The following is a 22702-nucleotide window of genomic DNA, read 5'->3' as shown; positions in this document are numbered from 1 at the left end:
GCATTTCAGATGTGTATTATGGAGTTAGTATATGAACACCCTTCAAAATCTCGTTCAACGCCATAAAGCAGGTGATAAAAATGGTATCTATGCCGTTTGTTCTGCTCACCCTCTGGTGATTGAAGCAGCGCTTAAGCAGGCGTTGAACGACGAATCGTTATTATTAATTGAAGCTACCTCCAATCAGGTCGATCAGTTCGGCGGTTATACAGGAATGACACCTGTCGACTTTCGCAACTATGTATTGGAGCAAGCAGAATTACTTCAATTCCCAACGGAAAAGCTCATTTTAGGTGGTGATCATCTAGGTCCTAACCGCTGGCAGGCGCTTAACGCTGAAGAAGCTATGCGTAACGCTGATGATTTGATTGCGGCTTATGTGGTGGCTGGTTTCAAAAAAATTCACCTCGACTGCAGCATGTCTTGTCTTGGTGACCCTATTCCTTTATCGGATGAAATTGTTGCTGAACGTGCAGCAAGATTGGCAAAAATTGCGGAAAGCACCGCGATCTCAACCTTTGGTTCAAGCGATCTTTCCTATGTGATTGGCACTGAAGTGCCGGTACCGGGTGGAGCGGAAGAAGAGCTTAATGAGTTGGAAGTCACCTCTCCTGAAGCGGCGGTAAAAACGATTGAGTGTCATAAGATTGCTTTCGAAAAGGCGGGAGTCGCTGATTGCTGGTCGCGAGTGCTTGGTTTAGTAGTGCAACCAGGTGTGGAGTTTGACCACACTGGTGTGATTGATTTCTGCCCTGAAAAAGCCGTCGCACTGAGCACGGTTGTCAATAATTACGATCATCTGATTTTTGAAGCCCATTCTACCGATTACCAAACCGATAAAGCCTACCAAGCTTTAGTTGAAGGTCATTTTGCTATTTTGAAAGTGGGCCCTGCGTTAACTTTCGCAATGCGAGAAGCGCTCTTTAACCTTTGCGATATTGAAGAAGAAATTGTCCCTAAAGCTCACTGTTCCAATCTGCGAGAAATGATTGAGCAGCAGATGTGTAGCGCGCCCGGTTATTGGAATAAGTATTACCACGGTGATGAACATCAACAACGCTTTGCTCGTTGTTACAGCTTTAGTGACCGTATTCGTTATTACTGGCCAGATGAACAAATTCATCATGCACAAGAAAAGTTGTTCACCAACTTATCGCGCACAGGCATTCCACTTCCCCTATTAAGTCAGTATTTGCCTGAACAGTTTCAAGCGGTTCGTGCTGGACTGATTGAATCTGAGCCGCAGGCTTTGGTTCTCGACAAAATTCAGCAGGTTCTTCGTAGCTACGCGAAAGCCTGTAAGCAAACTAAAGGTTAAGAGGTACAACATGAACCAGTATTTGGGCTACTCAGAGCAAGATCTTGACAGGTTAAAAGCTGTCTGGACCGCGAAAGAAGTTGAGCAACAGCCTACCTGTTGGCGAAAAACGCAAGCGACTTTCAGTGAGTGTTTTTCCGCTATCGATACGTTTATGAGCAAGGTGTTAGCGCACCACGACTTACGTATCGTCATGACGGGGGCGGGAACTTCGGCTTTTGCTGGGCGCGCGTTAGCACCAGCATTAGCTGAAAAAACAGGTCGCCGAGTGGAAGCTGTAGCAACAACCGATTTGGTTTCAAACCCATATCAGTATTTTGCGGAAGATCTACCGACGCTGTTGGTGTCATTCGCCCGCTCTGGTAATAGTCCGGAAAGTGTGACGGCTGTTGAGCTTGCTAATCAATGCTTAAGCGATTGCTATCACTTGGTACTGACGTGTAACGGTGAAGGAAAACTTTATCAGAAGAGTCTGGATGATAGTCGTTGTTTTGCACTGTTAATGCCAGAAGAAACCAATGATAAATCCTTCGCGATGACTTCAAGCTTTTCTTCGATGATGATAGCGGCATTTTCGATTCTTGATCACAAACATGACCATTCGAAAGAGATTGAAAGAATATCCTTATCTTCTGAGGGGCTGATCAAGGAAAATAATATACCCATCAGTAATATGGCTGTCATGGATATTCGCCGCGTCATTTACCTTGGAAGTGGTGGTTTGCAAGGGCTTGCTCAGGAATCGGCATTGAAACTCCTCGAACTAACAGCAGGTAAAGTCGTGGCGACATACGAGTCACCATTGGGCTTTCGTCATGGACCTAAATCCATTGTGGATAAGCAAACGTTGATCGTGGTGTATATCTCGAATAATCCATATACCCGTCAATACGATCTCGATCTACTCGCTGAACTTCGACGCGACAAAATCGCATGCAAAGTCATTGCTATTACTGCCCAACTTGATGAGCAAGTCACCAGAGGTGATTACTGGTATGTACCTGCAATGGAAACCGCGACCGATATCGAGCTCCTTTTTCCATATGTTATTTTCGCTCAGCTCTATGCATTCCACCGTGCATTAGTGCTGGGCTGCACCCCTGATAACCCTTGTCCTACCGGTGAGGTAAACCGAGTTGTTCAAGGTGTCACTATTCATAATTTTAATAAGTAGACAGGAAGAACTCTTATGACTGCACCTAACATTGTTTGGACCCGAATTGATGAGCGCCTATTACACGGTCAAATCCGTATCACTTGGGGTAAGCACACTGAAGCTAACTTGATCCTCGTTGCCAATGATGAAGCTGCTGAGGGGCCTAATGCTGCCTTTATGCAGGCTGGAATGAAAGCCTCTGCTGGTGGTGAGTATGCTGTTCGCTTTTTTTCTATCCAAAAAACGATCGATGTGATCCACAAGGCATCGGAGAAGCAGAAGATCTTCATCTTATGTAATAACCCTACAGATGTTGCTCGGTTAGTGGAAGGTGGTGTGCCTTTAACGCACTGCAATGTTGGCAACATGCATTTTCATGAGGGGAAACGTCAGATCGCCAAGACAGTCTCGGTCGATGAGAAAGATATTAATGCCTTTGAACGTATGGTGGCTCGTGGTGTGACTTGTACTGTGCAAAACACGCCAGATCAATCACCGGTTAACGTTCTTGAACTTGCCATGACGTCGGCGTAAGCCGCGTCATACCCCACTACAAAAAGGAATAAATCATGTTTTTTGAAGCTACGCTGGTCGCAATATGGGCGTTCTTCTGTGGTATCGATAAATACGATGTCGCGTTGAACATCCACCGTCCACTCATTACAGGCCCGGTGGTGGGCTTGATTATGGGTGATATGCAAATTGGTCTGATTGCTGGTGCAACCTTGGAGTTGGCTTGGCTAGGCTTGGTGCCGAACGCGGGTGCTCAGCCGCCTGATGTCACCATGGGTACGATTGCTGCGGTTGCTTTTGCTGTCATGACAGGTCAATCAGCCGAAGTTGCAATGGGTGTGGGTATGCCGATTGCGGTATTGATGCAAATGTTGGTGATCGGCTTCTTCGCACTGACTGCATTCACCATGGGTAAAGCGGATCGTTTTGCTGAAAGTGCAGACTCGGCAGGAATAGACAGGCTACTGATCACCACCATCTCGTTACGCTCTTTGCTGTATGCCTTGGTTGCTTTCATCACTGTTTACTTCGGTGAGCACGCAGCAAGCTGGATTGATGAAAACGCACCGAAAGTATTGCTAGAAGGTCTAGGCATTGGTGCCAAGATGGTTCCTGCGATTGGTTTCGCAATGCTACTTAAAATCATGTGGTCAAAAGAAGTGGCGGGTGTGTTCTTCATTGGCTTTGTGATGACAACGTACCTCAAGCTCCCAATTATGGCAGTAGCAATTCTAGGCGCTTCAGCCGCAGCACTTTACTACTTCTTCAGTGGCAACAATGGAAGTTCTAACAACCAACAAGTAGAGGAATTCGAAGATGGCATCTGATATCACAGCAGGCACTTTAGCCGGTAAAAACACCAAGGTTCAGGAAAGTCTGGTTGATGATATTGATTCATACGAAGACACCACACCACGCAAAGTGATTTCGAAAAAAGATCTTTGGATCTGTGCGTTACGTGGCCTGTTCATGGAAGGTAACTTTAACTTTGAACGTATGCAAGCGGGTGGTTTTGCTTATTCCATCATCCCGGCACTGAAAAAGATCCACGGCGATAATAAGCGTGATTTCGCGAAATCATTAAAGAACCATCTGCAGTTCTTTAATGCCAGCCCTAAGTTGTTCACTTTCTTGCTTGGCACAGCTATCGCAATGGAAGAGAACAAAGAAAAACCATCGACCGTTAACGTGATGAAAGTTGCGGGTATGGGACCAACGGGCGGTATTGGTGATGCAATCGACCACATGACCTTGATGCCACTGACTCTGGCGCTTGGTGCCTCGATTGCGATGGAAGGCTCGATTGCTGGTCCATTCGTGTTCTTCTTCCTATACCAAATTGTGCACTTCGCGGTTTACTTTGGCTTGATGTTCATGGGCTACAAAGCGGGTACCGCTGCGATGGTGAACATGAGTGACGCCACCGAGAAGCTCGCCAAAGCCGCCAATATCATGGGTATCTTCGTGATTGGGGCACTGTCGGCCACCTTTATACGGGTGCAAACCACGGCCTCACTCGAACTCGGCGGTAAGGTCGTAGAGCTGCAAAGCGCCTTGTTCGACAAGATCATGCCGAACATTCTGCCGCTGGCCTTGGTGTTCTTCATGCTCAAAATGGTGAAAGGCACAGGTTTCTGGGCGAAACCACCAGTGTTGATTTTCTCAACGCTTGCCGCTGGTGTAGTTGGTCACTTCCTCGGCATTTTGTAACTCAGACGTTTCGATAGCTTGGGGGGAGTCACTCATCCCCCCTTATCAAGGATTTTAAGATGATTGGTATTGTAGTTTCAGGCCACATTAATTTCGCCACCGGCATGCAGTCAGCAGTGAAAGCTATTGCTGGCGAGCAAGAACAAATGGTGTTTATTGATTTTGTGGAATCAATGTCGACTGAACAGCTAGAAGCGCAACTTCGCGCAGCAGCGAAAGACGTAGATTCAGGTGAAGGGGTTTTGTTTCTGACCGATATTCCGGGTGGTTCACCGTGTAATCGTGCACTAGCCATTCTAATGGATACCCCGAATGTTGAGCTGATTGGCGGTGCTAATTTGCCAATGATTGCGAATGCAGCATTCGAGCGTGAAGACGCTAATTTACCTGATTTGGTCGCGATGTTGTTGGAAATTGGTACTTCGTGCATGCAAGACATGCGCAAAGAAGTCGAAGCTTTGATGCAGCCAGAGCCCGTGGCTGAGTGCGAAGACGGACTATAACTATGCGTTACGCTTTACACGCCGATCGGGTGTTTACGCCCAAAGGCATAGAGACAGATACCTTAGTGATTGTCGCTGATGGAAAAATTGAAGCTGTCACGACGGTGTTTCCTGATGATTGCCCGATTGTTCGCCTTGAAGGTCAATCTTTGATGCCCGGTTTCATTGATATTCATATCCATGGTCGCTTGGGCGCAGATGTGATGGATGCCTCTGATGAGGCGTTGCAAACCATTGCCAACGCACTGCCTCAAACGGGTGTCGTCGGTTGGGTTGGCACAACGGTTACTGCGCCGTGGGACGATATTTTGAATGCGCTTGGTCAAGTTCGTCATTTCACTTCGCAAGCTCAGTCTCAAGGCGCTGAATTGTTAGGGAGTTTTTTAGAAGGGCCGTATTTTACCGAGCCTCATCGTGGCTCTCATCCAACGGCGTATTTGAAATCACCTTCTATCACTGAGTTAGAGCAGCTGCACCAAGTCGCAGGTGAGTCATTACTTCGCGTGGCGGTTGCGCCAGAGGCGGAGGGAGCAATGGCTGCGATTAGCTGGTTAGCCGAGCAAAAGATTAAACCGTCAGTTGCTCATACTGATGCAACGTTTGAACAGGTGACTGAAGCGCATCAACGCGGTGCGGATTGCGGGGTACACTTATTTAACGGGATGCGCGGTTTACACCATCGTGAACCGGGATGTTGTGGCGCGGTGCTCTATCACAACATGCTCGCTGAATTGATTGCTGATGGGATCCATGTGAATCCCGTCATGATGGAACTGGCTTATCGCCTTAAAGGTCATCAAGGTATTGCGCTGATCACAGACTGTATGCGCGCTGGTGGCTTGGACGATGGTGAATACTTACTTGGCGCGCAGACCATTACGGTAACGGATGGCGCAGCTCGCACTGCTTGCGGTTCCCTTGCAGGCAGTACCTGTAGTTTAGATCAAGCATTACGCAACATGGTATTCGACTGCCATGTTCCTGAATGGGAAGCGGTGCAAATGGCATCGTCTGTTCCCGCAAATTACCTAGGGCTTGCTCATCGTCTCGGCAGTATTGCCGCAGGCATGGACGCCAGCCTGATTGTGATGAATGAAACATTACAAGTGCAAGGAACCTTAATTAAAGGTGAGTGGGCCTATCAAACACAAGTGACCCAATAGGGTCAGGTTTTTTGCCAAACAAACGAATACGAGGTATAACATGGAAATTCGTCAACCAATTCATAGTGAACACGCTAAACAATTAGATACCGCCGGGCTTCGTGAGCAGTTTCTTATCGAAAATATGTTTCAAGAAGGTCAACTTAATCTGACTTATAGCCATATCGACCGCATTATTGTTGGCGGTGCTGTACCGACTGATGAAGCGTTAATGCTTGAGGGCGGCAAAGAAATCGGTGTTGATTATTTTCTTGAGCGTCGCGAACTAGGAGCAATCAATATCGGCGAGCCGGGTTTGGTGATTGTTGACGGTGAAACTTACGAGATTGGTACGCGTGAAGCGATTTACGTCGGCAAAGGGGCTAAAGAGGTTAAATTCGAAAGTGTATCGGCACAGAAACCAGCACGTTTTTACGTGAACAGTGCGCCAGCCCACATGACGTACCCAACTCGTAAAATCACTCGTGAAGATGCCTCACCAGAAACCCTAGGCAGCCAAGAAAACTGCAACGTTCGTACCATCAATAAGTACCTGCATCCTGCGGTATTACCAACATGTCAGCTATTGATGGGGCTAACTGAACTGGCTCCGGGTAGTTTGTGGAATACCATGCCTTGTCATACGCATGAGCGTCGCATGGAAGTGTACCTGTACTTTGACATGAAAGACGACAACATCGTTTTCCATTACATGGGCGAGCCACAAGAAACCCGACATATTGTGATGCGTAACGAACAAGCGGTGATCAGCCCTAGCTGGTCAATTCACTCAGGGGTTGGCACAGCGGCTTACACCTTTATTTGGAGCATGGTGGGAGAGAACCAAACCTTCCATGACATGGACCATGTCGCGATGAGCGATCTGAAGTAACCCACTCTCTCAATTAGCGGTATAGCGAATAGCTATTGGTTTTCATTGCTTGCTATACCGCCCAGCTTAAATTAGGAATTCCAAATGAATATGTTTGATCTTTCAGGCAAAGTTGCCATCGTAACTGGCTGTAATACGGGTCTTGGTCAGGGTATGGCGTTAGGGCTGGCGAAAGCGGGCGCAGATATTGTTGGTGTGGGTCACCAAGCAGCTCCAGAAACCCAACAACAAGTGGAAGCGCTGGGTCGTAAGTTCCACTACATTACGGCTAACTTAATGGAACAAGATAAGCTTGAAGCCATTGTAGCGGAAGCGGTTGAGGTGATGGGGCAGGTTGATATTTTGATTAACAACGCAGGCATCATTCGTCGTGAAGATCTGCTGAAATTCTCAGAATCAGACTGGGATGATGTGATCAACATTAACCAGAAAACCTTGTTCTTCTTATCACAAGCGGTTGCTAAGCAATTTGTTAAACAAGGCAATGGCGGCAAGATCATCAATATCGCTTCAATGCTGTCTTACCAAGGCGGTATCCGCGTTCCTTCTTACACCGCGAGTAAGTCAGCGGTTATGGGCTTAACCCGTGCCTTGGCAACGGAACTTGCCGAGCACAACATTAATGTCAATGCGATTGCACCGGGCTATATGGCAACCGACAACACTGCGGCTCTGCGTGCAGATGAAGCGCGTAATGCGGCAATTCTAGAGCGTATTCCTGCGAATCGTTGGGGCTTGCCAGCAGACTTAGAAGGCCCAGCAGTATTCCTTGCCTCTTCTGCGAGCGATTACGTAAACGGCTACACCATTGCAGTTGATGGTGGTTGGTTGGCGCGTTAAGCAAGCAGGCGAAAGAAAAGGGAAAAGGGAGAAGCAAGATGACGTTAGGCACTAAACAAGCCATTCTCGATACCATGAAGCGGGTATATCGCTACCAAGCGGCTAATCAAACCCGCAGCGTGATCCGCCGTAGCGGTAAAACGCGCTTTATTAAAGATACCGATTGGGAACGAGGTGTATTTTGGTCTTGTACCTCGGCAGCATGGCTAGCAACCGATGACTCTGAATACCTCGACGGCGTGATGAATTACGCGCTGCACACCGGTTTCCGTACGGGTCCCAATGCACGCTTTGCCGATGACCACATCTGTTGTCAGGCATATCTTGATGTTTACCCTGTGGTGAATCAACCTGAAGCCCTTGAGCCGACGATCAAAGCGTTGGAGCTGATGGTTGAGAACCCAGAGCCAGGACGTAAAGATTGGTGGTGGTGTGATTCATTATTTATGGCGCCGCCAGCCTTTGCTGCCTTGTCGCAGCAAACCGGTGACAGTAAATACCTTGATTACATGAACACCGCTTACTGGGATTCAGTTGATCATTTGTTTGATCCAGAGACCGGTTTGTTCTATCGCGATCATCGCTACATTCCAGATGGCAGTGGCAATGAATTGCGCGAAGCGAATGGCAATAAAGTGTTCTGGAGCCGAGGTATCGGCTGGGTATTAGCCTCTGTACCGCGATTAATGGCACGCATGCCAGAAGACTATAGCGAACGTAGTCGTTACCTTGAACTTTTTAATAATCTTGCGGCTGAGGTAGTGAAATACCAACAAGATGATGGTTTTTGGCGAACCAGTTTGCTCGACCCTGAAAGTTTCCCTGCACCTGAAAGTAGTGCCACTGCGCTGTTTTGTTATGGCTTAGCATGGGGGATTAATACCGAGCAACTTGATCGTGATACTTACCTTCCAGCGGTTGAAAAAGCATGGGCCGCTTTGCAGGGCTGTATTCACGACAACGGCATGATGGGCTGGGTACAACTTCCTGCCTTTAATCCGCGTGATGTGAAGTTTGAGCACAATATCGATTATGGCGCTGGGGCGTTTATGCTCGCGGCGACAGAAGTTGCAAAGCTTGCCGAGTAATTAATTTGTATTTGATTAAAGCTGAGTCGTTATAACTCGGCTTTTTTTATATTTAAATATTGGAGAAGGAGATAACGACTGACAATTTATAAGGAGAGTTACCATAAATATTTAGCCATTAATAAACATATTAAATATAAGCGTCGTTATTTCTTCTACTCAGAGTTAAGCGCTGTAATGATTACTTGTGGCTGAAATTTAACCCTATATGTATTTATATTTAAGGATAAATGATGTCTATAACACGAAGACGGTTTATGAAAGGTGCAGCGGTAAGTGGTGCGTTGGCTGCCACTTCACCAGTGCAAGCTTTTTCACAATCAAACCAACCTGTTGCGTTAAATACCCCGACTAACCCCAAGAACATCCTCATTATTACAGCAGATCAATTAGCCAAAAAAGCGGTGGCAGGCTACGGTAATACGTTTGTAAAGACTCCTGCTATAGATAGCTTAATCCGACGTGGTCACCGCTTTGAAGAGGCTTATTGTGCTTTCCCTCTTTGTGCTCCGTCTCGGGCTTCATTTTGGACGGGCAAACTCCCACATCAAACAGGCGTGTACGCAAATAGTAGCCCTAATATTCCACAATCGATGCCAACATTAGGTCAGATATTTACTCAAGCTGGTTACGAATGCGTTCACTTTGGCAAGCAGCATGATTATGGTTCATTAGATGGCTTTAAACGAGCACAGCAAGTTGAAAAAGAGTTAGCGTCGAATAGTGCTTTCCCTGTCAATTACGATAGTCGAGAAGATGTTTATTGCCTTGAAGAAAGTGTGAAGTATTTAAAGCAGTATGACGGTAAAAAGCCATTTATGATGGCAGTAGAGTTTAATAATCCCCATAACATTTGTGGTTGGGTTGGTGCTTTTGAAGGCGAGCATGGAGAGGTAGAGGGGATAGGTGAGTTACCGCCATTACCCGATAACTTCGACACTGAAGCGGATTTAATGACACGATCTAAATCTGTGCAATATTCGTGCTGTACTCATAATCGAACAAGACAATCAACACAATGGAATACACTTAATTTTAGACAGTATTTAAAGGCTTATTATCATTATACCCAGTTGGCTGATGAGTGTATTGAACAAGTATTAGAGACTTTGCGTCAGCGAGGGCTTGAAGACGAAACATTAGTCGTATTTTTTTCTGATCATGGTGACTCAATGGGAGCGCATCGTTTAGTGACGAAAATGAATTGGTTTTATCAAGAAACCACGAATGTACCTCTCGTCTTTTCAGGTCCAGGTATTACTGCGCGTCAAACTCATAATGAGTTGGTTTCCTTGTGTGATTTATTGCCAACATTATGTGATTATGTTGGAATAGCGCCGCCAGCCCAGCTTTATGGCCGCTCACTGTTGCCGCTGTTACGTGGAGAAAAGGTCGAAAATTGGCGTCAAGAAGTGGTATCTCAATGGCATACTAATCGGGAAATGACCATTCAACCGGGCAGAATGATGCGCACGGAACGATACAAGTACATAGTGTATCAAGAAGATAATGACGAAGAACTCTATGATTTATTGACGGATCCCGGTGAAAAGACAAATTTGAGCAAGATGAGTGAGTTCTATCCGCTGTTAATGCAAATGCGAGCTCAGTTTAAATCCTATTTGGCAGAGCAAGTGGATCCATTTCTCACTCAAGAAGCTGTTATTGATCAACGTTGGCGAGCTCATCCAGTTGGTTATAAACACCATAAAGGTGATTCATCAATTGATCTTTATCTACGTAATATTCGGCCGTTAGAGAAGCAGCAAGATTATGCGGCAGTTGAAAAAGCGAAAAGAGAGGTTATCGCCAAGGCGAGAGCGTCCACTTGTAAAGTGTGAGGCTAGCTTCGATCCTAATAAATATAACCAGCAGCTGTAATAGCTGCTGGTTTTTTCTTACTTATACTTTTTTCAGCATGAATTTTTCAGGTTTTGCGTCTTTGGTGGTAACACGTACTTTGGTGTTTCCTTCGGTAGTAGATTGGACAGAGATTTGACCGTTGCTACCTATCAATTGCCATTGCCCTTTGAGCGTAAACTCGCTGCTGACGGGTTGCGATAGGTTAAAGCGCCAATCTCTATCGTAAATACTGACTTCGACTTGCTCGCCATTGGCGTCCACTTGCTCAGGATCTTGCCCTTGGTAGAGCGCGAGATCTGGATTAACCACACTCAGTGACAATTGATCTTGAGTTGGATTTGCTTGAAGCATGATTTGGCTTGCGCTTGCCGATGACAACACCCAACCCGCTTGATTGGTTGTTGTTGGGCTAAAGAACGCATAGCCTTCGACACCTTGCTCTGTTCTTACCGCGTGCAGTTTTTGGTCTTTTTGCAGCACTGTATAGATTGGTTTCACAGCATCTTGAGCGGCGATCTTAATCGCATACTCATAGTTGCCATTGGTCGGTGCTTTGCCATGCTCTATCACAGCGGTCGCAAATTGACCTGTTGTTGGTGCGCCATCATCTTCGTCATTGGATTGCTGCATTTGATAGGTGAAGTGAACTTGCTGTCCCGCACTGCTGGTCACAAAGTAGCGATTGCCTGCTGGGTCTAGCAAAGTGGTGTCGTTGGCGTAGATAGAATCGGTACCAAGCGTATCAATCTGTTGTCCATTGATTTCGACTGGCTCAAGGTTTTTTACACTGTGCTGGAATAACGTCGTTTGGGTTTCGTGCTCAGCAATATCGTTTTTGATGCCAGACCCCAGCGCGACTACCTTATTCCCAAAGATGAAATAGGATTTATGGGCGTAGAAGCTCTGCTGTTGGTATTTTTTATGCCCGTGCAGCGTCATCGCAAACATTGCATTGTCGTAGCCTAGAGTATTGGCACCTGAGTAGCTTTCAGTAGATAACAGCATCTCCTCAATGCCAGCCCCGGGCAATTGGTTCAACTGAGCACGAAGTTCGTTATTTGGCATTTGAATCGTGGTTGTGCCCGGGTAGCGATTCCAGTCCCAGCCATCATGGCTAAACGCCCGTTTGCTCAGATCGGCTGGCGTGATCTCAAGTTGACCATATTGCAGGTAACGTCCATAAAGGTTGTTGGCAGCATAGGTTTCGTTGCCCACTAAATAGCGACTAAATCCTCTGGCGGTCGCAAGCCAAGACTGTGTGGTATCAACAGGATTAGCGCCTCGTGCGATCGCCATAGACGCGTAGTTTATCGCCCATACCCCAGTCGGTTCTTTTTCGGCAGGGATTCCTTCAAAGCTCGGCTTGTTGGTTAAGTTCGCGTAGGCAGCAGCAAGTTCGTGATCGATAGCATCGGATTGATCAGGAGCACCAGATTGTGCCATCCACTTAAATGGGGTCGCAGATATCTTTTGCTTACCGTCTGGGTGACGACCACTTAATACAATCGGGGTTTGAGTTTCTTTGGTGTAAACCCGCATTTTGAGTAAGACGTCTTTGATCCTTTCATGCGCTTGTTGAGAGATCTGGTAGTTACTGTGACTTAAACCAAAAATAACCCCAGATAAGCCACCAAAAGCATCTTTGCCATAGGCTGGGTAATGTTGTGAGTGATGGAATACACTGCCATCGGGTTTAAAGCCACCGCCTAAACCATCAGAGCTTAATAGCGTGGTGCTTAACCATGACTGCAACTGATGAAGCATGGTTTGGCGCTGCGCCTGATCGGGCAGTAACAAAAAGCTCTTTGTCATCCATTGCAATTGGGTATTAAGAATATCCACGTTAGAAGAGTTAATGTCTTTTTCTTGTTCGTATACGCGGCCTGTCGCGTTAAACCACATCATGGATTGCTGAGCTTGTTGCAGTAGCTTCTCTTTTGCCAACAGTTTGCGGCTAAGAAATAGCGCGTCAAAGAACTCCCGTGTCTGGTAACCAACATGAGTGATGATTTGGAAACCAGAGCCACCTTCCCAACCTTGGTCAAAGGCGTATCGCGCTGCGTCGGTGAAGGCTTTTTCTAACGCCGCTTTATTTTCGCTTGAGAGTGACTGAGTGCGAAGGTATTTAGCGGTTTCCAGCATGGTTTTACCCAGCGTCCGAATACTCATGGTGTCAGTGAGCATAGCCAGAGTATCGTCACTCACTATGCCTGTTTTTAGGAAGTTGTGTCTTTTGGGGTGATCGAGTGGTTTACCCACATAGCTGCCATCATTGTTTTGGCTGATCATAAACGCTTGGTATTTCGCTAAGTTATCATCAATCTTTTGTTGGGAAATGACTTGCTGACTATTTACCCCTAAGTGTTTATCGAAGTTTTGATACAAGACAGCGGTATCACCTTGGCTGTCATCAAAGGCAAGATCGTAGTTAAAGCTTGGCTGTTGGTCGCGCAGCATTTGATCGTACATCAATAATGCCGTCCAGTTTTTACTGGCCATGTTAACGACATTAGGGTTAACAAAAGGCTGCTGGATATCGGCGGTTGGCCAGCGGTTATCGACAGGAACAGCCATCATTGCTTGATCAAAATAGAGCGTGCCGTCGGTGTCGGGAGCTGTGACGGTTAAGCGGTTCATGCCTGCGCTAGGCGTGCCTTTCATATCCCTAAACGGCACTGATATACCGCGCCATCCTTTGAAGTTTAAGCCATAGCTAAATTGACTCTGCTGGTTGTCATCGGTGCCAAATTGAAATGTCAGTGACTTATCGGATGGTGTTTCGTTGTAGATCCACGCCATGAAAGTGTAGGGGGTGATGTCACTGTCATCGGTTTTATAGCCAATATCTTGGGAGAAAACTAATTGGCTATTAGGGTTAAAACGCCACTGCAAAGCATTATTACCATCTTTGAAGTGTTTATTGCTGATCGTTAATGGCTTTATCGACGTTGTTGTAATCGACGAGGGGAGTCCCTGTTCAAAAAAATACATATACCCGCCGGGTTCGGTTTTTCCTGCTCCGCCTTTGTTGCTTTCAACATTTTCGCTATTACAGCCCGTTAAGGCCAATAACAAGCTCACTGCGAGGTAGCTTGGTTTACACCATTTTGTTGTGTTCATTGTTTTTCCTTACTTACGTTACTTGATAACGAAGGGTAATGAAAGTTTCTGGGTGTTTTATTGAGCGATCTCACAGTGAGGAGCTATTACTGGCTTTCAAGTGTTTTCATTTTTGGTTGTTTGATCGATCGTCACATTTCATAGTGTTTCATTGTTGGTTTTTGTTGGCATTTTTAGACTTGTGTGCTTTCGATTTTAGTTTAGGATGACTTTCGAGAGTGATATTTTGCATGTGTTTTAAAAGATTATAGGCTGTATTGTTGGTTATTTGAACTCTGTTGTTTTTCGGTTTGTAGCTTTTGTTAGGGTGCTTATGCCAATAACGAAAATAAACGGAGATAAAAATGATAAAACCTTCCACATTGAGCGTGCTGCTCTCTTTAACCTTAGTGTCGACGTCGAATTGGGTTTATGCCGATCAATCCCTTAGTGGTGTTACGACAATATCCTCATCCCAGCCTGTAGTTCATGCTGTTACTGCTGATGTTGCACAAGAGTTTCAGCGATTACGTACTCGTTGGGCACAGAATTTCTTAGGTGACCCGAATGCCCCTTTTGATGCAACGCTACAAAAAATGGTAGTAAGCACGAACAACAGTGCACAAAAACAATGGACTGCAATGAATACTGGTCCGAATCGCCAAAACCTATGGGATGATTTGGTACTTGATAAAGTGACGCCAGATGGTCAGAAAAAGCTGGGAGCCGCAATTCGTTCTTCTTATCAGCGTTTATTTACTATGGCGAAAGCTTATCGCCTTCGTAATGGAGCATTGGCGGGGAATACCCATCTATTGGCCGCTATTGTTGATGGTATGACATTCCTTAACCAAAACTACTATCAAGTTGGTGGTAAAGAATGGGGGAATTGGTGGCATTGGGAGCTTGCTATTCCACGAGATATTCATAATACGCTTTCTTTGATTTATGACGATGTACCAGCGCAATTAGTAACAGATCATTTAGCAGCAACAAGTTATTTTACCCCTAAAGCAACCCATCTTGGTGTTGGGCCGGGTGCGAAATATTCGTCAAATCCGAGATACCGTGAATCAACTGGTGGTAATAGAACTGATAATACTCAAGTTGTGTTGATCCGCGGTATTCTGTCGAATAATGAAGCGGAAGTGAATGCGGCAATTAGTGGTTTGCCACCTGTATTGGAGTATGTCACTAGCCATGATGGTTTCTATCAGGACGGTTCTTTTATTCAACACGGTGATATTGCTTACAACGGTACTTACGGTAACGTGTTGCTGGGTGGACTAGGGTTACAGATAAACCTAATGGCGGGTTCAAAGTGGCCTGCCAATGATCCTGCATTGCAAGAAATCTATCCGATCATTGTCAAAAGTTATGAACCACTCTTGTACCAAGGCATGATGCTAGATTTTGTGAATGGGCGTGCAATTTCACGTAATAGCGAACAAGACCACGATGTTGGTCATCATGTAATGAGCTCTATTCTTTACTATATCGATGGGGCGCCAGTGCAATACAAAGAGCGTCTTCAATCAATGATTAAAGCTTTGATCCAAGAAGATACTTATAAAGACTTTTTTGCGTCGCCATCAAATATTGCAAATTACCAAAAAGCGCGGGCGATAGTACAAAGCAGTTCAGTGACGCCACGCTCTGAATTGATTGGGCATTATAATTTCCCTGCTATGGATCGCTCCGTGCATCGTCGTCCTGGTTGGGTATTTGCGTTAGCTATGCATTCAAGCCGTCTGGGTAATTTTGAGTGCATGAATCGTGAAAACCGTAAGGGGTGGTTTACTGGTGATGGTATGACATACCTGTATAACGGACAACAAGATCATTATGAAGATTATTGGCCTGTTGTGGATAGCCAGTATTTAGCGGGCACCACTGTCGATAATCAAGTCATGCAAGAGTGCAAAGGTCAACGCAACCAGATTAAAGGTGGGCGTAAATCTAGTATGCATTGGGTAGGATCTGTCAAACTTGGTAATTATGGCGCTGCGGGTATGGCATTTACCAACTGGGATGACACGCTTTCAGCTAAGAAGTCTTGGTTTATGCTTGATGAAGAAGTCGTGATGCTAGGTTCAGATTTAGTATCATCGACAGCGGCACCTTTGACGACGGTATTAACCAATCGAAAAGTTGCGTCTAAAGGTAGTACCAGTGTGTGGGTTAATGGCGCTGCATGGAGTGGAAACAGCGGTGCTGTGACAGGTGTAAGCTCGTTGAGTATTCGTAACAACCAATTGGCAAATAGCGATCTTAGTTATGTCTTTTTTAATCCGACGACTGTTGCGATGAAACGTGAACAGCGACAGGGTAATTGGTCTGATATTGGTACCCGTAAAGGTGCTGTTACTGGTGAGTTTATTACAGCGCTATTGGAGCATGGTAATAGTCAAAGTCAGTATGCTTATGTGTTGTTACCTAATGCTAATACTCAGCAAACCGCGAGTTACACGAAGAATCCAATGCTGACGGTGGTGAAAAATGATGCTTTTGCCCATGCGATTCTAGATAAGAAGCTAGATTTGCTCGCGGTGAATGCATGGCAAGATGCTGAAGTAAAAATTACTGATCAATTGACCGTGTTTAATCCGATGTCTGTGATGATACAACCTGCTGCTCAAGCGACTCAAAAAGTGGCAATTGCCGATCCAACTCAACAACAAACAAGCTTGCGCTTGAAATTTGCTCGTCCAGTAAATGTGGTGAACGATCCACACAACCGTGTTCAAGTGAATGGCCTACACGAAGTAGTGGTGGACGTTAGTGGGTTAAAAGGGCTGAGTTACCAATTCTCTGTACGATAAACTGTGTATTTGAGACCGATAGTGGGTGCTATCGGTCTTTCTTCTTCACGTTAACTTTTGTTCTTGAGTTAGTGTTTTAGCTTTCATTTACGCCTATCAATGTCTTTCATTTTCGCTTTGTATCGACATTTAGCTTTTCCCTTTCTTTCAAATTCTTTTGGTATGGTCTTTATTGTGACTCCTGTCATTTTATATTTACGATTTCTTTCGTAGTATTTTAAAACTTCTTCGATTTAGAGAAATGGTGTCAAGATGAAGCCTACACAGCAAGCCCGTTTTCATATGATGGCAAAACCTGCGAGTTATCGTTGTAACTTAAAGTGTGACTATTGCTTCTATCTTGAAAAAGAAACCATGCTCGATAGCGGTGAGGCTACGCCTGCGGGCATGTCATCTGAGCGTATGTCGGATGGAATGCTAAAACGCTATGTGCGTGATTACATTCGATCTCAAGATGCCGATACCATCGACTTTGCGTGGCAAGGTGGTGAACCAACACTGGCGGGACTAGCATTTTATGAATCGGTTGTGAAATACCAAGCACAGTATGCCAACGGTAAAATCATTACCAACAGTTTTCAAACCAATGCGATTGCGATTAATCGCCAATGGGCGGCATTTTTTAAGCAGCACAACTTTTTGATTGGGGTATCGATTGATGGTGTAGCGGAAGTACACGATCAGTATCGTATTTCGGTAAACGGAAAACCAACCTTTGAACGTGTAAAGCAAGCGATTGATTTACTTAAAGAGTATCAGGTTGAGTTCAATACCCTCACGGTGATTAACGATAAGAACTGGTACCGTGGTAAAGAGACTTATCATGCACTCAAACAACTGGGTGCCGAGTTTATGCAGTTCATTCCTATCGTTGAAGTTGAGCCTAGTTGTCAAAGCGCCGACAGCGGTCATTACACACCAACGCCGACAGCAACATTAGCCCCATTTTCTGTGCCCGAAGACGGTTATGGTCAGTTCATGACTGACGTGTTTGATGAGTGGGTGAAAGAAGATGTTGGACGTATTTTTGTTCGGATGTTCGACAGTATTCTCGCCACTTGGATGGGGTATCCAGCGTCTGTGTGCGTGCAATCCAAAGAGTGTGGTCAAGCCATGATCTTGGAAGCGAACGGTGATATGTATTCTTGCGACCATTATGTCTATCCCGCCAATAAGCTGGGCAATATTGCGACGACAAATATCGCAGCATTAGCGACCAGTAAACAACAACAGCGCTTTGGTAAAGCGAAACACAGCAAATTAACGACCCAGTGTCAGCAATGTGATGTTCATGCGCTTTGCTATGGCGGATGCCCAAAACATCGTATTACGCCTATCTCAGGTGAGAAACATAAGCAGAATTACTTATGTTCCTCCTATCAAAGTATTTTTCATCATACAGCACCGGCAATGCACCTAATGAGTCAAGAGATCCAACGTGGTGGTGTCGCAGCAAGCGTAATGCCGATCCTTAAAAATTTAAAGCATAGCGAACATCCTCGTTAGTTTTACTCGGTTACAAATCAACAGTTATATCCCAAATAAAGGAGTGGAAAATGGATCTGTTACTGCCGAAAAAAACCATACTTGCTGGTTTTGTTGCGGCTGCTTGTACACTTACTCCGGCGCTGAGTCAGGCCTCAGAGAAAGTGGAACAGCCCAATGTGTTATTGATCGTGATGGATGATTTAGGTTCAGCACAGCTGGATTTTGCGATGGATAACATCAATAAAGAAGAGTTGGTTAAACGTCCGGTACCTGAACGTTACGATGGCAATTTTGATCAGCTTTATGATGCTGCTAAGCGCTCGATGCCAAATATCACTAAGTTGGCGAATGAAGGCGTGCGTATGACAAACGCCTATGTGGCGACACCAGTTTGTGGCCCTTCACGGGCGGGGATGATGACTGGGCGCTTCCCACATAGTTTTGGTACCTATAGTAATGACGACGCTAAATTGGGTATCCCACTCGATATCAAATTGTTGCCAGCGCTAATGAATGAAAATGGGTATGCCACCGCTAACATTGGTAAATACCATAACGCGAAGGTGCGTAAAGAGTTTATTCCGAAAGATGAACAAAGTCGTGACTATCACGACAATCAAATCTCGATCGCCGAGCCGGGCTATGGTCCTGAAGAGCGAGGTTTTGATTATTCTTACAGTTACTACGTTTCTGGTGCCGCGCTTTACAACTCGCCAACGGTATTTCGTAATGGGGAAAACATTCCAGCGCCGGGCTACCTTACTTATAACCTGACCAATGAGGCTATCCAGTTTATTGAAAAAGCGGATAAAGAAAAGCAACCTTTCTTTATCAACTTAGCCTTTAGTGTGCCGCATATTCCATTGGAACAGCCAGCGCCAGCAAAATTCATGGAGCGCTTTAATACCGGTAATGTTGAAGTCGATAAATACTATGCCCATGTGAATGCGTCGGATGAAGGCATCGGCAAAATCATCGCTAAATTGAAAGAAATGGGTGAGTACGAGAACACCTTGATTTTCTTCCTTTCAGATAACGGCGCCGTGCATGAATCACCAATGCCAATGAACGGTATGGATCGCGCATTTAAAGGCCAGCGTTACCGTGGTGGTGTGCATGTTCCGTTCATTGCTCATTGGAAAGGGCACCTTCCAGAAGGTCGTTCAGACAATACTATGATTTCTGCGATGGACATTCTGCCAACTGCACTGGCTGCTGCTGGCATTAAGATCCCGACAGAAATGAAAGTGGACGGTAAAGACATTATGCCGCTGCTAAAAGGGAAACCACAGCAGCCTCACCCATACCTGTACTGGGCGGGTCCACGCGCACTGCACTACGATTCAAGCAATGCTGATTTTTGGAGTAACTACTGGAAATGGATCACTTTTGAAACCAATGAATTCATTCCAAGCCCTTACATTGAAAAGCATTCAAAAGGTGAATGGGCGATTAAAGATCAAAACTGGTCGTTGCATTATTACGATGATGGCAAAGGTGAGTATGAGCTTTATAACTACACCAAAGATCCAGCGGAGTCTAAGAACTTAGCGAAGCAGTATCCAGAAAAAGTGAAAGAACTAAAAATGGCTTTTTACGATTGGATCAAAACCAAGCCAGCACCCATTGCGTGGGGGCAAGATCGCTATCAGATATTGACTGACTCAGCGAAGTAATCACACCCACCACAGGCCTCTTAGGAGGCCTTTTTTATCTTTATTGCTGAATTAATACGATAAATTATCAAGAGATTGACCATGTCTAAGATCATTACTGCGACGCCTCGTCCCACGATTCCTTATGAACACCCCGATGCGGCGATGTATATGAAGTTATTCAAAGAAAATATCATCCGGTTACGTCACCGTAAATCTGCATATCAACAGCATGATGACACCATTCGCAAGTGTTTCGCTAACGAGGAAGCGTCGCTTCGCACCTTATGCGAAAGTCTGGTGAGCTACACCGCAGAAGCGTTTGAACATTATGCGGTTTGGGATTACAGCCATGCGTATTATCCTGGGCGCCCAAGCCAACAGACAGCCCGTACCGATGCTATTGAAGGAGTCAGCCGAGTGCTGCCGACACTGGCAACTTGGTTGTATACCCAAGACAGTGATGCGCCACAATTAACGGGGTTAAATGGTAAACCTATTGATGTGGTTGGCATTATTCGTTCTGCGCTACTTGCTGGTACAGATCCTCACCATAAAGGGTACTGGGGCAAATTGCATGATTATGATCAGCGGATTTGTGAAAGCGCTGACTTAGCGCTCACGTTTTGGTTAACTAAGTCTTATATCTGGCAACACCTCAACCCTAAACAGCAGCTTCAAATTATAACTTGGTTTGAACAGGTTCCGCCGCTGAAAACACTTGATAATAACTGGCAGCTTTTCACGTTAACCGTGAGTTTCGTTTTAAAAGATCTTACGGGTAAAGAGTGGGTAGATGCGGCTAAGTACGACAGGATCAAAGAGTTTTATGTCGGTGATGGTTGGTTTCGTGATGGCGCGAATGGCAATTACGATTATTACAATGTGTGGGGGTTCTTCTATTCATTGTATTGGATCGATCAGATAGATCCTGATTATGACCCGCAATTTATTCGTCAAGCGATGTCTGAGTTTGTGGCGGGTTATCGTTACTTCTTTACTCCTCAGGGGTTGCCATTGTTTGGGCGTAGCGCATGCTACCGTTTGTCTGCTGCTGTGCCTCTACTGGCGGCGATAGATTATCAATCCGATGCCATCACAATCGGGCAGGCCAAGCGAGCGTTTAAGACTAACCTCCAATATTTCATTTCGAATGGTGCACTTAAATCGGGAGCGCCCACCCAAGGGGTTTTCGAAGATGATGCTCGCCTAGTCGATAACTATAGTGGCCCCGCCAGTAGTTTTTGGTCGCTGCGAGCGTTGAACCTTGCGTTATATATGGGTGGACGAACAGGTTTATGGCAAGCCGAAGAGCAACCATTGGAGATCGAAAAGGGGGATTTTGATTTTCGTCTACCTGCAATTGATGCGCATGTGATTGGTACTTTCAAAACGAAAGAGGTGACAGTGCTTTTCACGACTGATTATACCCAAGATCAAACGCCGTTATCTCGCCGTTTATTGCGTCAGAGCTTGCCTAATAAGGTGTTGGAGGTGATATCAGGACGTGCATCACGACCAAAAAACAACCTATTACGTAAAGGGATCACCTGTTATACATCGAAAATGGCTCATTTCTTTTAGTTTCGTAAGTTTTCACTTTGAAAGCACAGTGTGATCTTGATCTATTTACTTTCTTTGCTTTTCGAATAAGATTAAATCGAAAGTTAACGAAGGTATTTTGGGGTTTTATATGTTTTTGGTTTCATCGCGAGAAATGCTTCATAAAGCGCAGTTAGGCGGTTACGCCGTGCCTGCATTCAACATTCATAACTTAGAAACGATACAGGTAGTCGTAGAAACGGCAGCAGAAATGCAATCGCCAGTGATTTTGGCTGGTACACCGGGCACCTTTTCTTATGCGGGTACTGATTATTTAGTAGGGATTTGTAAAGAAGCAGCAAAGCGTTATGAAATGCCAATTGCTTTACACCTTGATCACCATGAGTCCTATTCAGACATTCGCCAAAAAATAGAGGCGGGTATTAAGTCTGCTATGATTGATGGCTCCCACCTTCCATTTGAACAAAACATCAAATTAGTGAAACAAGTTGTGGCTTTTTGTCACCGCTGGGATTGTTCGGTTGAAGCTGAACTGGGTCGTTTAGGTGGGCAAGAAGACGATCTGATCGTTGATAGCAAAGATACGTTATTTACCGATCCAGATAACGCGATTGAGTTCATTGAAAAAACAGGGATTGATTCGTTAGCGATTGCCATTGGCACCGCGCATGGCATGTATAAAGAAGAGCCGTGTTTAGATTTTGATCGCCTTGGCATTATTCGTAGCAAAACCGACGTGCCATTAGTACTTCACGGTGCATCGGGTGTGCCTGATCAAGATGTTCACCGTTGTATTGAATTGGGTATCACCAAAGTTAACGTTGGAACTGAGCTTAAAATTGCTTTCTCTGATGCGGTTAAACAGTATTTCTTAGACAACCCAACAGCAAACGATCCTCGTCACTACATTGTTCCGGGTAAGGCAGCAATGAAACAAGTGGTCATCGATAAAATTCGAGTGTGTGGCAGCGAAGGCAAACTGTAACCTTTTTGGTCAAAACACTACCAAATGCTCCTGGCTATGAATATTGGTGTTCCCCCATAACTAAT

Annotated in this window: 17 protein-coding genes; 16 read left to right on the top strand and 1 reads right to left on the bottom strand. The window is 45.4% G+C overall.

All coding sequences use genetic code 11. The annotated features are described in order from the left end of the window. The first annotated feature begins 31 nt into the window (after positions 1 to 31). The 11 genes from kbaZ (at position 32) to NL643_RS17040 (ending at position 11003) form a co-directional block, all read left to right on the top strand. A complete protein-coding gene (kbaZ, locus tag NL643_RS17090; protein WP_069537261.1) occupies positions 32 to 1318 on the top strand; it encodes a tagatose-bisphosphate aldolase subunit KbaZ in 1287 nt (428 codons plus the stop codon). A 10-nt stretch (positions 1319 to 1328) separates the two neighbouring features. Further along, positions 1329 to 2492: an SIS domain-containing protein gene (locus tag NL643_RS17085; RefSeq protein ID WP_031847732.1), complete on the top strand. Its 1164-nt coding sequence runs from the start codon at positions 1329 to 1331 to the stop codon at positions 2490 to 2492. Between the two features lie 15 nt (positions 2493 to 2507). After that, positions 2508 to 3008 (top strand): PTS N-acetylgalactosamine transporter subunit IIB, encoded by a 501-nt coding sequence (gene agaV, locus NL643_RS17080; RefSeq protein ID WP_031847731.1) that lies wholly within the window; start codon positions 2508 to 2510, stop codon positions 3006 to 3008. Between the two features lie 35 nt (positions 3009 to 3043). Next, a complete protein-coding gene (gene agaW, locus NL643_RS17075) occupies positions 3044 to 3814 on the top strand; it encodes a PTS N-acetylgalactosamine transporter subunit IIC (RefSeq protein ID WP_031847730.1) in 771 nt (256 codons plus the stop codon). Further along, on the top strand, positions 3804 to 4697 hold the full coding sequence (locus NL643_RS17070) for a PTS system mannose/fructose/sorbose family transporter subunit IID (protein WP_031847729.1): 894 nt from the start codon (positions 3804 to 3806) through the stop codon (positions 4695 to 4697). The genes agaW and NL643_RS17070 overlap by 11 nt, the downstream gene beginning before the upstream one ends. 59 nt (positions 4698 to 4756) lie before the next feature. Beyond that, positions 4757 to 5200 (top strand): PTS galactosamine/N-acetylgalactosamine transporter subunit IIA, encoded by a 444-nt coding sequence (agaF, locus tag NL643_RS17065; RefSeq protein WP_031847728.1) that lies wholly within the window; start codon positions 4757 to 4759, stop codon positions 5198 to 5200. 2 nt (positions 5201 to 5202) lie between these two features. Continuing rightward, positions 5203 to 6363, top strand: coding sequence for an N-acetylglucosamine-6-phosphate deacetylase (gene nagA, locus NL643_RS17060; RefSeq protein ID WP_031847727.1), 1161 nt, complete (start codon positions 5203 to 5205; stop codon positions 6361 to 6363). A 40-nt stretch (positions 6364 to 6403) separates the two neighbouring features. Next, positions 6404 to 7234: a 5-dehydro-4-deoxy-D-glucuronate isomerase gene (gene kduI, locus NL643_RS17055; protein WP_046874370.1), complete on the top strand. Its 831-nt coding sequence runs from the start codon at positions 6404 to 6406 to the stop codon at positions 7232 to 7234. Positions 7235 to 7318: 84 nt separating this feature from the next. Further along, a complete protein-coding gene (gene kduD, locus NL643_RS17050; protein WP_031847725.1) occupies positions 7319 to 8074 on the top strand; it encodes a 2-dehydro-3-deoxy-D-gluconate 5-dehydrogenase KduD in 756 nt (251 codons plus the stop codon). A 38-nt stretch (positions 8075 to 8112) separates the two neighbouring features. Beyond that, on the top strand, positions 8113 to 9162 hold the full coding sequence (locus NL643_RS17045) for a glycoside hydrolase family 105 protein (RefSeq protein ID WP_046874369.1): 1050 nt from the start codon (positions 8113 to 8115) through the stop codon (positions 9160 to 9162). Between the two features lie 230 nt (positions 9163 to 9392). Then, complete coding sequence (locus tag NL643_RS17040) at positions 9393 to 11003, top strand: sulfatase-like hydrolase/transferase (protein ID WP_367651910.1); 1611 nt, start codon at positions 9393 to 9395, stop codon at positions 11001 to 11003. 61 nt (positions 11004 to 11064) lie between these two features. On the opposite strand, the gene NL643_RS17035 is transcribed toward NL643_RS17040, so the two are convergent. Next, complete coding sequence (locus tag NL643_RS17035) at positions 11065 to 14145, bottom strand: chondroitinase family polysaccharide lyase (RefSeq protein WP_046874368.1); 3081 nt, start codon at positions 14143 to 14145, stop codon at positions 11065 to 11067. 344 nt (positions 14146 to 14489) lie between these two features. Between NL643_RS17035 and NL643_RS17030 the strand changes: the two genes are divergently transcribed. From NL643_RS17030 to NL643_RS17010, 5 genes are all read left to right on the top strand, one after another. Continuing rightward, complete coding sequence (locus NL643_RS17030) at positions 14490 to 16946, top strand: polysaccharide lyase 8 family protein (RefSeq protein ID WP_052708171.1); 2457 nt, start codon at positions 14490 to 14492, stop codon at positions 16944 to 16946. 252 nt (positions 16947 to 17198) lie between these two features. Next, positions 17199 to 18452, top strand: a complete 1254-nt coding sequence (locus tag NL643_RS17025) for an anaerobic sulfatase maturase (RefSeq protein WP_046874367.1) — start codon at positions 17199 to 17201, stop codon at positions 18450 to 18452. Between the two features lie 50 nt (positions 18453 to 18502). Further along, positions 18503 to 20110 carry a sulfatase gene (locus NL643_RS17020; RefSeq protein ID WP_069537250.1) on the top strand — a complete coding sequence of 536 codons (1608 nt, stop codon included), beginning with the start codon at positions 18503 to 18505 and terminating at the stop codon, positions 20108 to 20110. Between the two features lie 81 nt (positions 20111 to 20191). After that, a complete protein-coding gene (locus NL643_RS17015; RefSeq protein WP_069537248.1) occupies positions 20192 to 21673 on the top strand; it encodes a DUF2264 domain-containing protein in 1482 nt (493 codons plus the stop codon). Between the two features lie 109 nt (positions 21674 to 21782). Then, on the top strand, positions 21783 to 22637 hold the full coding sequence (locus NL643_RS17010; protein WP_031847721.1) for a tagatose bisphosphate family class II aldolase: 855 nt from the start codon (positions 21783 to 21785) through the stop codon (positions 22635 to 22637). Positions 22638 to 22702 lie beyond the last annotated feature (65 nt).

Origin of the sequence: Vibrio sp. Y42_MX_L11, assembly GCF_024181785.1 — a bacterium.
Lineage (GTDB): Bacteria > Pseudomonadota > Gammaproteobacteria > Enterobacterales > Vibrionaceae > Vibrio > Vibrio diabolicus.
Note: the sequence above shows the minus strand (reverse complement) of the source record. Positions and strands in the feature narration are given on the sequence as shown.